Annotated in this window: 11 protein-coding genes and 1 other annotated feature (1 of these 12 only partly in view); of the genes, 6 read left to right on the top strand and 5 right to left on the bottom strand. The window is 59.6% G+C overall.

Annotation, left to right across the window (positions count from 1 at the left end; genetic code table 11):
* Window positions 1-42 (top strand) — a sequence feature (sul1 is cis-regulatory element that is thought to sense ions involved in sulfur or methionine metabolism; They are found in Alphaproteobacteria) (it extends 14 nt beyond the left edge of the window).
* A 67-nt stretch (window positions 43-109) separates the two neighbouring features.
* Complete coding sequence (locus LQ220_RS18420; protein ID WP_230189598.1) at window positions 110-1,591, top strand: SulP family inorganic anion transporter; 1,482 nt, start codon at window positions 110-112, stop codon at window positions 1,589-1,591.
* A gap of 115 nt (window positions 1,592-1,706) precedes the next feature.
* Here the strand turns inward: LQ220_RS18420 and LQ220_RS18415 are convergent, their stop codons facing one another.
* Together LQ220_RS18415 and LQ220_RS18410 are read right to left on the bottom strand one after the other, a co-directional pair.
* Window positions 1,707-2,150, bottom strand: a complete 444-nt coding sequence (locus LQ220_RS18415) for a pseudoazurin (protein ID WP_230189597.1) — start codon at window positions 2,148-2,150, stop codon at window positions 1,707-1,709.
* A gap of 103 nt (window positions 2,151-2,253) precedes the next feature.
* Window positions 2,254-2,799 (bottom strand): rhodanese-like domain-containing protein, encoded by a 546-nt coding sequence (locus tag LQ220_RS18410; protein WP_230189596.1) that lies wholly within the window; start codon window positions 2,797-2,799, stop codon window positions 2,254-2,256.
* Window positions 2,800-2,877: 78 nt separating this feature from the next.
* Between LQ220_RS18410 and LQ220_RS18405 the strand changes: the two genes are divergently transcribed.
* Together LQ220_RS18405 and LQ220_RS18400 are read left to right on the top strand one after the other, a co-directional pair.
* Complete coding sequence (locus tag LQ220_RS18405; RefSeq protein WP_230189595.1) at window positions 2,878-3,696, top strand: quinoprotein dehydrogenase-associated SoxYZ-like carrier; 819 nt, start codon at window positions 2,878-2,880, stop codon at window positions 3,694-3,696.
* Window positions 3,693-4,646: a quinoprotein relay system zinc metallohydrolase 1 gene (locus LQ220_RS18400; RefSeq protein ID WP_230189594.1), complete on the top strand. Its 954-nt coding sequence runs from the start codon at window positions 3,693-3,695 to the stop codon at window positions 4,644-4,646. The genes LQ220_RS18405 and LQ220_RS18400 overlap by 4 nt, the downstream gene beginning before the upstream one ends.
* Here the strand turns inward: LQ220_RS18400 and LQ220_RS18395 are convergent.
* From LQ220_RS18395 to LQ220_RS18385, 3 genes are all read right to left on the bottom strand, one after another.
* Window positions 4,643-6,913 (bottom strand): TonB-dependent receptor, encoded by a 2,271-nt coding sequence (locus LQ220_RS18395; RefSeq protein ID WP_230189672.1) that lies wholly within the window; start codon window positions 6,911-6,913, stop codon window positions 4,643-4,645. The two genes, LQ220_RS18400 and LQ220_RS18395, sit on opposite strands and share 4 nt — an antisense overlap.
* A gap of 178 nt (window positions 6,914-7,091) precedes the next feature.
* Window positions 7,092-8,492 carry a porin gene (locus LQ220_RS18390; RefSeq protein ID WP_230189593.1) on the bottom strand — a complete coding sequence of 467 codons (1,401 nt, stop codon included), beginning with the start codon at window positions 8,490-8,492 and terminating at the stop codon, window positions 7,092-7,094.
* Between the two features lie 114 nt (window positions 8,493-8,606).
* Window positions 8,607-9,569 (bottom strand): PQQ-dependent catabolism-associated beta-propeller protein, encoded by a 963-nt coding sequence (locus LQ220_RS18385; RefSeq protein WP_230189671.1) that lies wholly within the window; start codon window positions 9,567-9,569, stop codon window positions 8,607-8,609.
* 138 nt (window positions 9,570-9,707) lie between these two features.
* Here LQ220_RS18385 and pedF point away from each other — a divergent pair, with 138 nt between their 5' ends.
* The 3 genes from pedF (at window position 9,708) to LQ220_RS18370 (ending at window position 12,866) form a co-directional block, all read left to right on the top strand.
* The gene (gene pedF, locus LQ220_RS18380; RefSeq protein WP_230189592.1) at window positions 9,708-10,136 is read left to right on the top strand and encodes a cytochrome c-550 PedF; all 429 of its coding nucleotides are present in this window, start codon (window positions 9,708-9,710) and stop codon (window positions 10,134-10,136) included.
* A gap of 19 nt (window positions 10,137-10,155) precedes the next feature.
* Window positions 10,156-10,998 (top strand): transporter substrate-binding domain-containing protein, encoded by an 843-nt coding sequence (locus tag LQ220_RS18375; RefSeq protein WP_230189670.1) that lies wholly within the window; start codon window positions 10,156-10,158, stop codon window positions 10,996-10,998.
* A 119-nt stretch (window positions 10,999-11,117) separates the two neighbouring features.
* Window positions 11,118-12,866: a methanol/ethanol family PQQ-dependent dehydrogenase gene (locus tag LQ220_RS18370; protein WP_281820725.1), complete on the top strand. Its 1,749-nt coding sequence runs from the start codon at window positions 11,118-11,120 to the stop codon at window positions 12,864-12,866.
* The last annotated feature ends 21 nt before the right edge of the window (window positions 12,867-12,887 follow it).

Below are 12,887 nucleotides of genomic sequence, written 5' to 3'. Positions count from 1 at the left end.
AATTCCGGGTGGCTATTCCGGCCGCCGATCCGCCGGACAACGCATTTCGCACCTTTGTTTACGCAACCGCGATGACGGCCTTGCTGCGATTTCTGCGGATTAGATATATATGAACACCACTTCCCTGGCCCGATATCGCGCCGAATGGTTTAGCAGTCCCAGCGGCGCGCGCCGAGATGTACTGGCTGGCATGGTCGGCACTTTCGCTCTGATTCCTGAAGTCATCGCTTTCTCCTTTGTCGCAGGCATCGACCCGGAAGTGGGAATTTTCGCCTCTTTCGTAATCGGGATCGTCATCGCCTTTGCTGGCGGCAGACCCGCTATGATCTCTGGCGCAGCCGGCTCGGTTGCACTTGTCGTGGCAGCGCTGGTCCACAGTCACGGCCTCCAATATCTGCTGGCTGCAACGCTTTTGGCAGGCATCCTGCAGATAGCTTTTGGCCTGCTGAAGCTGGACGTGTTGCTCAGATTTGTGTCGCGCTCGGTTCGAACCGGATTCGTCAATGCATTGGCGATACTGATTTTTTCAGCCCAGCTACCCCAGATGCTGGGAGTGACTTGGCATACTTATGCAATGATCGCATTCGGCCTCGGCATAATCTACTTGGTCCCTCGCGTGACGCGCTCCATTCCGTCTCCGCTAATCTGCATCGTCGCTCTGACGATCATCAGCGTGGCGTTTCCAATGCCTATCCACACCGTAGCCGACCTTGGTCGATTGCCCGCATCGCTGCCCTCTTTCCATCTTCCCGATTTTCCGCTCACTCTGGAGGCTCTGCGCATCGTTGCGCCTTACGCCTTCGCGATCGCGGCAGTCGGGTTGCTGGAATCGATGATGACGGCCAGCGTAGTCGATGACCTCACGGAAACGACAAGTTCGAAGGCGCGGGAGTGCACGGGTCTTGGGCTTGCCAACCTCTTGGCGGGCCTGTTCGGCGGCATCGCGGGATGCGGCATGATCGGCCAAACTGTCGGCAATGTGCGGTACGGCGGGAGAGGGCGCCTCTCAACACTGGTTGCGGGGGTGTTCCTGCTTGTCGTCATGGTCCCGCTGCGCCCATGGGTTGCGCAGGTGCCGGTCGCAGCCTTGGTTGCGATCATGATCATGGTCTCCATCAGCACCTTCTCGTGGGGCTCGCTGGCGGACCTGGCACGTCATCCAAAGGTTTCGGGGGTGGTCATGCTGGCCACAGTTGCAGTGACGGTCGCCACGCACGACCTGTCCGCTGGAGTCGCGGTAGGCGTACTGCTCAGCGGCGTATTTTTTGCCTTCAAGGTCACGAAATTAATGCACGTAGACGACGATCTCGATCCTGTAACCGGCATCCGAACCTACACCGTCACGGGGCAGATTTTCTTCGCCAGCGCGGAGATTTTTGCCGATAAATTCGATCTTCGTGATACGACGGATCGTGTTCGGATCGATCTGACGGAGGCTCACCTTTGGGACGTCACCGCTGTCGGAGCCTTGGATGATGTTGTTACCAAGATGCGCCGACACGGTACGGTTGTGGAACTGATCGGACTCAACCAGGCCAGCGCGATCCTTGTCGACCGGCACGCGCCGTTGGTTCGAGGGGCGACAGTTTAGTTGAGGCTATAGGTGTCGAGAATGAAACGGAAACGATGGGGTAGGGGTTCGGCATGCACGCCTTTCCCATCGTCCGCTTTGCGCCGGATATTTGCACCATTACGTGCACACGCGCCTATTTGACGTTTGCCAACATAGCGGTCATCCGCTTCGCTGCCATGGGAGGCAGCTTTACCGCCTTTGCTGCGGCGATGTCAGCCGGGGTCACCTTGCCGACCTGCACCAGCGCCACCATGCCCATGGAATAATGGGGCATGCACTTGATACCGTAGAGGCCAACTTTCGTCACCTTCATGGCGACTTCCTTATTCATGAGGCCTTTCATTGGCGTAGCGCCGGTGGGAAGCATCGTAGGCAATGTTTCTGCATTATGCGCAACATCGGTAGGCTTGAAGTAGATGGTATCGCCTGGGGCCGCTTTAACGAAGGCTGGTTCGAACACCATTGCTCCGCCGACACCGGAGTTTTTCATATGAACTATGATGTCTTTGGCGCTAACCGGCACTGCAGTTATTGCCGTAAGTGTAGCGATCAGGACGGCAACAGTTTGAAAGCGCATATATTCTCTCCATTATGTCGGTCACCCTGGCCGATGCCGTAATTCGATACGCATGTCTTCCGACATGGCGCGTGGACGTACAATTGGCCATTGGTCTTAAGGCTCACCGCTCCGGCGCAGCAGGAACCAGGGGGTGGCCCAAGCTACTCCAGCCGTCCGTGCCTTCTGCGAACCACCAAATATTGGTGTAGCCCATCTTTCGCAGCCGGCGCGCGGCGTTCCAGCCCATCCAGCAGTCAGCAAGACAGAATGTAACGATCATGCGGTTTTTCCGGCCCTGCGTCAGCCGGGACACACTCTGCGCAAACGCGGCAGCAATTGCCGGCGGCGGCGTGCCTCGTCCGACCTCGGGGAACCAATGTGCACCGGGCAGCGAGTTGTGCGGCTGTGCCAGTCGCCAAGTGCCGTCGTCCTGCCTTTGCCCGCCCTCTGCAGGAAGAACGTCGATCAAAAGCACGTCGCGCGTCGGGTTTAATGTCGCGATTGCTGATGCTGCAATCCTGGGTGCCCCTTCAGGCGCGTGCCGGACTGGGCCGCGATAATGCGATGTCCGGTAGCCCTCGGTGTCAAACACATGATCCTGCGCAGATAAAGGGCTACCGATGGCACCCAGCATCCCCAGCCATGCGAACTTTTTTCCAACAACCATGCGAAGCCGCCTACCGGACCAAAGGTGCAATAGTAGCGGCAGAGGATCGGGATTACTTTAGTCCTTTGGGAGAACAATATGCGGCGCAGTGTTCTGGGTGTGGTTGCGTTGGTGGCCGCTGCTGGTTCGGTCGCAGGAGCCGCGCCATATCCCCCCGATCCACTGCAATCGCCGATGTGGACTGCCCATGCCGAGACGATTTTTGGGGACGATCCGGTCCGTTTCGATCCGCGCGTCAAAGTGACCTATCCCGAGATCGCGGAAAACCAGCGTGCCTTTCCCGTGGCGCTCGACGCGCGCAACATTCCCGATGTCAAACGCATGGTGATATTTGCCGATCTCAATCCTATTCCCATAGCCGTCGATTATAGTCCGACAGCGGCGCAAGCCTATATCGCCACGCGCATCAAGCTCGATCAGCGCACGCCTGTGCGTGGCGCGGTGCAACTGATGACCGGCGAATGGCTTGTCGGCGGCGGCTGGGTCGATGCAGCAGGAGGCGGCTGTTCCGCGCCACCGATCAGCCGCGTGAAGGGCGATTGGGCACAGCATCTGGGCGAAATACGCGGCGAAGGATGGCCGATGGCCGCGCAGAGCAGCGGACCGCCCTTGAGCCGCCTGCGTGTCAGCTTTCGGCATCCGATGGACACCGGCCTCGTCGCCAACATCGCAACCTATCATATCGAGGAGATCGTGGTGAAAAGCGCGGTGGGCGCGGTTTTGGGTGAAATGGCGTTGTGGGCATCGGTGTCCGAAGATCCGGCGCTGACGATCATGCCCAATGCTGCGGTGGGTGACCGGCTCACCGTCGTCGGGCGCGACACTAATGGCCGCGAATATACCGCGAAGATCGCCATTGCCGCACAATCGCCGATGCCTTTGGCTCTGGCGCAGTGATCGTATCGCGCCGGACCGCTATTGCCGCGCTGATGGCGGCCCTCCCGGTCGCAGCATTGGCGCAAGCCAGCGACTACTCCATCGTACCCGAACGCGTTGCTGACGGCATCTGGATGATCCACGGCGCTGACGCGCCCATATTGCGCGAAAATGGCGGCGCCATTGCAAATATCGTGATTATCGACACACCGACTGGCACAGTGCTGGTCGATAGTGGCCCCTCGCTGCGCTACGGTCGCGCGCTTAAGGCGGCTGCGGAACGTCTGACGGGCAAGCCGGTCGTGCGGGTATATATCACTCATCTGCATCCCGATCATGGCATGGGCATCGCGGCGTTCGACCCAGCGATAGTGGCTGCGCTGCCTCAGACGATTGGCGACTTGCAGCGTGATGGACAGGGCTTTTCCGATGCGTTGTATCGGCTTCTGGGCGATTGGATGCGCGGCACCGATCTTGTTTTACCGGCGCTTCGAATCGGTTCGGATTTCGAGGATTTTGGCGGACGGCGGATCGGGCTGATAGCGCTTGCAGGGCATAGCGCCGCCGATCTCGCGCTGCTGGACGAGCAAACTGGAACGCTGATCGGTGGCGATCTGCTTTTCAACCGGCGCGCGCCCAGTACACCAACCGCCGATCTGGACGTGTGGCGTGCAAGTCTCGACAGATTACGCACCCTGCCGCACAAGGCAGTGATCCCCGGTCACGGTCCCTTCGATCCGGGTGGCGTGACGGCAATTGCGCAAACGCGCGACTGGATAGACTGGTTGGAAACGACGATGACCCAAGCCGTCGCCAGCGGCCTGGACATGGTGGAAGCGGGACAATTACCGATCCCGGCGCGCTTCGCCGAGATGGCCGCTGCTCGCTACGAATTGCAGCGCAGCGTCTCCCATCTGTACCCCGCTATCGAAGCCAGGATGTTGCCCCGCGTGGACATCCCCAACCCTTAGAACTTCGCCTTGATCCCCGCATACCATCTCCGCGGCGCTCCCGGGCCATAGGCGCGCGGGTCCGAAGCATCCGGTGCTTCGGTAAGCGCAATTTCGCTGACATCGCTGAACGTACCGAAGGTCGCGTATCGGCGGTTGAAGACATTGCGCACTTCGCCAAACAGGGTGACACCGCGCAGCACGTCCAGTCCGGCACGTATATTGGCAAGGATGTAGCCCGGCGTTTTTGGCGTCAGGTTGGCCTCATCGCCCACCAGATACTGACCGCTGCGTCCCATGATATCCGCGCCCACCGACCAGGTCCGCTTGCCTGCCAAGGCCGCACTGTAATCCAGGCTGAGCGTCGCGCTGTGTTTAGGAATGCCCGGGAGCGTATCGCCGCGCATAATGGCTATCGTTCCGTCCGCCTCCGCCAGCGGATTGGCGGGGCTGGTGCGGACATGCGCTGTCCGGAACGTACCATCGGTATAGGCATAGCTCAGATGCGCGCTCAGCCCACCTTGCGTGGCGGTCAGGCTCGCTTCGATCCCTTGCCGCCGCGTGTCGCCCACATTCTGGAAATAGGCGCGGCCTCGCACCTGCGATGCGATATACTGGATGTCGTTGGCGTTGACGGTGCGGTAAGCTGACAGTAGCCAGTCGATCTTCCAGCCGCCTTGTCGCATTGTCCCCAGCGCTCCGGCTTCCCAGCTTTTGGCCACGACCTGTTTCAGCGGCGGGTCCGCCACGAAGAAATTGGTCAAGCTGCATGGCGCATTTTCATCCGCGCAGGACAGCTCGGCAGGCGTTGGCGCGCGATTGCTCTGGGCATAGCCAATGCGAAGGGAGGCAGCGTCCGACACACGATAATCCAGCTCGATGCCCGGGTTCAGCCGCTGAAAACTGTGCTTGCCGTTCAGCGCCGTGCCGATCTGATCCTGCAACACGATGCGCGCATGATTGTACCGCAGCCCGAGTTCCGCCGAAAGGCGCGGGCCGAGCGGTAAGCGGTCCTGAATGAAGGCGCCCCAGTAGCGGGTATGCGCAACCAGTCCTACCGGCGCTATGGCACCGTCGGGCTGGACGATGCGGTTCCCCAAACCTTCCACGCTCCTGTCGTCGGTCAGCGCGCCAAGTTCGGTCGAGGTGTCGAAACGGGTGCGGCTGGCGTCATAGCTGGTGCCGATCGAAAGATAATTTTCGCCGCCGAACAAAGGGCGCGTGTCAATGATTTGTGCCAGTGCACCCACTGCCCGGGTGCTGGTGCGGCTACGGTTCAGCACACCATAGCCTTCGCCGCTCAGCGTGTCGGCGATTTGCGCGCCCGCAGCATCGACCAGCGGCGCTTCCTCGTCGGCGCTTTCGAGGCACAGGATTCCCTCTATATCGCCGCATTCCTCAATGTCGGCGGCATCGCCATTCACGGTGCGCGTCTTCAGGCTTTGCCCGTAAAGACTGGCTTCGATGCGCGTGGTTTCGGACAATGCCAACCAAGGATGAAGGCTGACTCGGCCATAGCGGTTGCGCGTATTGTCGGGATGGGTGAACACCGACTGCCGCCGCGCCGCGAGCAACTCGACCGGTGAAACGCCGTTGCCCGTCAGATTGCTGTCTGCGCCCACGACCTTCACGTGCAAGCCGCCGCCTGCGGTGTCGAAGCCAAGATCGGCATAGCCGTTGTACAGGCGGGACGGGCTGAAATCCCGCCAGCCGCCATCCTTGCTATACTGGATCGCGGCAAAAGCACTGACGTCACCGCTTGTAAATCCGCCGGATGCCACAGCTTCGCGATAGCCGAAGCGGCCACCCGTGAACGATGCATCGATGCCGGGATCGCTGTGCCCCGTCTTCGTCTCCAGCACGATCGCGCCGCCCAGTGCGTTCAGCCCATAGATCGGACTGGCGTCGAGCAATGTCAGGGACCGGATCGCGGCTTCAGGGATAAGGTCGAACGAAACCGTATCGCCGAACGGCTGATTGAACCGCGCGCCATCAAGGTAGGCGGCAAGACCTTGCGCCTGACCCTGTAGTGGCGATGCGATAAAACCGCGATAAACGAGGTTCGGTTGCCAGGGATTATTCTGCGCATCCTGCAAGGTGACGCCTGCAACGTTGCGTGCCAGTGCCTGCAACAGATCCGGCGTGCCGGCACGGTCGATGTCGTCAGCGGTCACGCTTTGCGCATCGTCGGCATCCACGGCGCCGCCGGGCGCGGTTACGATAATCGGCTGCGCGCCTGCGCTCCCCCATGCCACCAACCACGGCAACGCTGCGATTGCTCCGATCATTGCATTGCGCTTCACACCCTTCTCCCGCCGCTTTTATTGTGTGCTGTCATCGCTATGGGCTGGCGAACGCAGCGGCCATTGTACCTTTGGTCGATGATGAGCAGACAGGCGCAACGAAGAAGCGGTGCCCCATCGGGACACCGCTTCCTGTTTTAGTCAGCTTGGAGCTGTGCGAAGGTCAGAAGAACAGGATCGCACCTGCCGCGACAGTGTCCGCTTTCGCTTCGTTGCCGTTATGCGCTTCCGACTTTGTGCGGATATATTCGCTGATCAGCGTCACCCAGCTTGTCAGGCCATAACGCACCTGCCCGACATAGCTGCTGTTCTTGTCCACCAGTGTCGGGTTCGCGAGTGCATCGGCAGTGTTCGCATAATCGAGCGTGCTCTGGCCGTAGCTACCCCCGACAGAGAACTTTCCGAATGTCGCAAGCCCTTGCAGGTAGAAGCCTTCGCTGTCGCGCTTGTCTCCGAAAGCATCGGTATCGAACAGGTTGAGCGCCGTTGTGCCCAGGCCGGAACCCTTGTAGTAATAACCCATGACAGACAGCGGACCGATGCCGATCTTTGCACCGGTATCGAAACCGCTGCCCGTATAGGATGCGCCGTCCACGCGATCATGCTTCTGCGTGATCCCGGACAACCAGACACGCGTGGAAATGTCACCGAACTTACCATCGTAAACGACCTTCGCCTGGAACCCCGGCGCACTGCCCGTTTCCCCCGGGCCGGTCAGCGACTGGAGCGGCTGGAATACGCCGACGCTGGCCTGAAATCCGCTCAGATTAGGTGTGCTGTAGGTAATCTGCGGCTGGAAATCCGTGTAGATATAGCCTGCCCCGATGCGCCCCAGTGAAGTGTTGGAGGGGGCGACATTGCCACCGGTCGATCCCACGGAAAGCAAGGTGATGTCGTTCAAAATACCTTCGGAACCGAACAGGCCGATGTCGCGGCCCATCTTCACTTCGCCAAAGCCCTTGCGACCGATGGTCAGGTAGGTTTGGCGGAAATCGATGCCAGCCGTCTGCAACGCGGCTGGGAAGCCCGGACTGTTTGCGCCGCCGCCTGCTGCGTAATTCACGCTGTTGATGCCGGGATACATGCCGAAGTGCGCGCCGACATCCCAACCGCCCTGCGTGGTGGTGAAGTCGAACTTGAGGAACCCGGGAAGCAGGCCGTTGCGGATTGCCGACGCATTGCCGCCAATTGGCACGACGCCGCCAACAACCGCAGTATTCGGACCCGGCGCCTGGCCATTGTCATGTACGTAGAAGCCGTTGACTGACCCGGACATTTTTACGGTGACGCCACCGACTTCCATGCCGATGCCGCTGTCGGTCATCCGCACGATCCGCTTGTCATCCAGCGACGCTGCGGCGGCCTGTGCAGGCGCGGCGGCAGGCGAAGTCGCAACTTCGGTGCCTTCCTGCGTCAGCAATGCCTGATATTCTTCGTCTGTCAGAATGCCCTTTTCATGCAGGCGTTTCAGCAGCTCAGCGGTGGTCCCTGCCATCGCCGGTGTCGCTGGTACGGCCAGCATCATGGCCAATGCCGCCCCTGCGAGCCATTTTCCTCTTTTCATAACACCCTCCCGTTTTCCGGTTATCCCGGTGAAGCGACAGTGCGATGCAAGGAGGCGATCTTAAATTGGACTTTGGTTCTCGTTCCTTGGGTCGCCAAGGGTCGAGGTACCCTCTCAGGGGGCGATAGTGACCCCCCACGGACCAGCGCCGGTGGCGACCGTTGCAGTCACTTTGGCGGAGGCAAGGTCTATCACAGACAGCGTGTCGGATAATCCATTGGCGGCATAAGCTGTGGTGCCATCGCCGGAGATCGCCAGATGCCACACGCGCTTTCCGACCGGCACATAGGCGCGCACGGTGCGTGTGGCGACATCGACCAGCGCGACATGGTCGGCGCGCCCCAGTGCGATAACGGCTGTCTTGCCATCTGGCGTGAAGCGGATACCGCACGGCAACATGCGGTACGCGGCAACGCCTGGGACCGCGAATTTCAACGTCTCGATAATTTTTCGGCTCTCGACATCGACAATCTGCACCGTGCCGCCCACTTCAGCCGCTATCCACAATTGCTTCCCGTCTGCCGTGAACTCGACATGGCGAGGCCGCTGATCCGTTGGCGTTTCGTCCACCATCGTCTTTGTGGAAAGGTCGATCCAGTTGACGATATTGTCTTCTTCTGACGTCACCACTACCCATTTGCCGTCCGGGCTTTGCGCGACGCCCTCAGGCTCCCCGCCGACATCGACCTGAAAATCGACGCTGCGCTTCTGGAGGTCGATTGCCGTCAGCGCGGCATTGTCTTCATTGGCAACGAAAAGGCTGTTCCCATTGCGGGAGAGGAAAAACTGTTCGGGGTCTTGTCCCGACGGGAGATCCGCTACCAGCTTTCCGGTTTCACGGTCGATCATCTGGACCGCATGATCGGCGCTGGCGGCCAGATAGATATACCGTCCGTCCTTCGACACGGTAATCCCCCTTGGACGACCACCGGTTGGCCATGTGGCAGTGACTGCGTGAGTCGCAGCATCGATCACCGTGATGCTATTTCCCCGCTCATTGGAGACATAGATCGTCTCGGCCTTCGCGCTTGTGGCATATAATAAAATCGTCAAGGCCAGCAGTTGCGCGCGTCTCATCATTGTCTCTCCTATACTGCATTCTAAGCAGAGCCGTGCTGACAAGGCATTGTACCAATGGGCAATGGGGCAGGGGATCGGACTACCCTACATTGGCGGTCATGGCAGGGGTCATATAAAAGTTTGGGTGAGGACAGAATGAGCAATTTCGGACGTGCCATATTGGCGGGCGCAGCATTGGTCGCCGGGATATCGGTGACCTCCTCCTTGATGGCGCATGGCAATGTGACTCCGCAGGCCGTCGATACCAGCGCGCTACCAAAATTGGGGGCCGACTGGCTGCCTAAAAACCCCTATACGGGCAACGCGAAAGCCATTGAAGTCGGCGCCTCAGCCTACAATCAAAATTGCGCACGATGCCACGGTCTGGAGGCAATATCCGGCGGTATAGCGCCCGATCTTCGCTATCTCGAATTGGGCGAGAGTGGCGACGAATGGTTCATGGAGCGGTTTCGCAAAGGCGCAAGCCATGACGGCAAGGTCTACATGCCTGCCTTTGGCGATGTACTGGGACAGGAAGCCGGTTGGGCAATCCGTTCCTGGTTGGAAACCAAGCATGAAGAATAGACCGACGTTCGACCGGCGTATGCTGCTTCACTCGATGGGCGCGGTATTCGCCCTAGCGGTTACGTCATCTGCAGCCGATGCCGCGCCGATTGCTAAGGTCAAAGCACTGGGGGTTCTCCGGGTAGCCGTCTATAAAGACAACCGTCCCTGGTCCTGGAACAAGGAAGGCCAGATCGTCGGCATAGACGTCGATCTGGCCAAGGCGCTGGCGCAATCGCTGGGTGTTCGGCTCGATCTGGCCGAACTGAGCGCAGACGAAAGCGTCGACGATGACCTGCGCAACGCGGTCTGGCGCGGCGGGTTGCTGGGGTTTGCGCCAGTAGATGTCATGCTGCATGTGCCGTTCGATCGCACATTTGCGGCGCGCAACGATCAGGTGGCGATTATCGCGCCTTATTATCGCGAGAGTTTTCAGTTCGTCTGCGGCAACAGCGACATCGATTGCGATGCTGCACCCTCGCAGTTCAAGGGCAGAAAAATCGCCGCTGAGCTGGATAGCATCCCGGATTTCTATCTGACGAGAACTGGCGGCGGTGCCATCGCGAAGGATGTCGCACACTATCTTACCGGATCGGAGGCCGTGATGGCCGTTGCAGAAGGCAAGGCCGATGCGGTTCTCGCCAGCCGCGCACAGATCGAAGCGGGACTGCATGACATGCCGGGTCGTCAACTGACGCGGCGCAAAATGCCACTGCCTGCCTTTTCGTCCGGTGGCTGGGATATCGGCATGGCGGTCAAGGAAAATAGCCGCTCGCTGGGCGATGCCATCGAAGCTGAGCTGGAAAAGATGATGGCGACCGGACAGTTGCAGGCGATTTTTGCCGCTCATGGCGTCAAACATGTGCCGCCGGCCCTTGTTTAAGGCCTGAACTGAGCGATGCGTGGGGGCGGGGCCGACCCAAGGTCCAATTGCTGCATTATACCCATAGCATAGGCTGCATCCCGAAGGCGCCAATAGCGTCTGAATCAGGGAGGATGACTATGACGGGACGTATAGCGCGTTCGATTGCCAGGCTTGGCATGGGTGCGGCAGCAATGGCTTTGATAGGCGCGCCGTTGATGGCCCAGGGGCCTACAGACGCACAATTGATGGGGGACGCAGCCTCGACCGGGGATGTGTTGACGTACGGCATGGGGCCGCAAGCCCATCGGTTCAGCCCCTTGACCACAATCAACAGCGAAAATGTCGTCAAAATGGTTCCGGCCTTTTCCGCGTCGCTAGGCGGTGAAAAGCAACGCGGTCAGGAAGCGCAGCCGATCGTTTATGACGGCACGATTTACGTAACGGGATCCTACTCGCGCCTCTTTGCTTTCGATGCGAAGACCGGCGAGGAAAAGTGGCAGTACGATGCGCGCCTGCCCGACGGCATCATGCCATGCTGCGATGTCGTCAATCGCGGAGCCGCTATCCATGGCGACAAGATCATTTTTGCGACACTCGACGCGCGGCTCGTGGCGCTCAATCGCCTGACCGGCAAGGTGATCTGGAACAAACAGATCGCCGACTATCAGGCAGGCTATAGCGCAACCGCCGCGCCCTTGATCGTCAATGGTATGGTCATTACTGGCAATTCCGGCGGTGAATTCGGGGTTGTCGGCGCCGTCGAAGCGCGCAATGTCGATACTGGCGAGCTCATCTGGCACCGTCCGGTGATCGAAGGCCATATGGGTACGCTCAATGGCAAGGATAACGGCATCACCGGCAAGCTCAATGCAAGCTGGACCGGCGATCAGTGGAAGAATGGCGGCGGCGCGACATGGCTGGGCGGGACATATGATCCCGAAACAAACCTGTTGTTCTTTGGCACCGGCAACCCGGCGCCGTGGAACAGCCATTTGCGTCCTGGCGACAATCTGTACACCGCTTCGACATTGGCAATCGATCCGGCGACCGGCACGATCAAATGGTCGTACCAGACCACGCCGCACGACGGATGGGACTTTGACGGGGTGAACGAATTCATTCCCTTCGACGCCACCATCAATGGCAAGCCAATGAAGCTGGGCGCAAAGGCCGACCGTAACGGCTATTTCTTCGTCCTAGACCGTACCAATGGCAAGTTCATCTCTGCCAACAAGTTCGTCATGCAGACGACTTGGGCCGATGGCTTCAACAAGGCAGGTAAGCCGAATGTCATCCCGGCGGGACGCCCCGGCGCACCGACAGCGGAAAAGGGCACGACCGTATTCGCATCGCCTTCCTTCCTTGGTGGCAAGAACTGGATGCCGATGGCTTACAGCCACGATACCGGCCTCTTCTATATCCCGTCGAACGATTGGGGCATGGATATCTGGAACGAACCCATCGCCTACAAAAAGGGCGCAGCCTATCTGGGCGCGGGCTTCACCATCAAGCCGATTGCAGAAGATCATATCGGCGCACTGCGTGCCATGGATCCCAAGACTGGCAAGATCGTCTGGGAATACAAGAACAAGGCTCCGCTATGGGGTGGCGTCCTCACCACGGGCGGCAATCTGGTGTTCACCGGCACGCCCGAAGGTTATCTCAAGGCATTCGATGCGAAGACCGGCAAGGAATTGTGGAAGTTTCAAACCGGATCGGGTGTGATCGGGTCTCCGGTAACCTGGGAAACGGATGGCGAGCAGTTTGTCGCTGTCATGTCGGGCTGGGGCGGTGCAGTTCCACTTTGGGGCGGCGAAGTGGCCAAGTCTTTCAAGGAAATCAATCAGGGCGGCGCGCTATGGGTGTTCAAGCTCCCCAAGGGCTGACGAAATCTACACTATAAGGAA

Origin of the sequence: Sphingobium sp. CECT 9361 (assembly GCF_918741285.1) — a bacterium.
In the GTDB taxonomy this organism is placed as follows: Bacteria; Pseudomonadota; Alphaproteobacteria; order Sphingomonadales; family Sphingomonadaceae; genus Sphingobium.
This window is presented reverse-complemented; position numbering and strand designations above follow the sequence as displayed.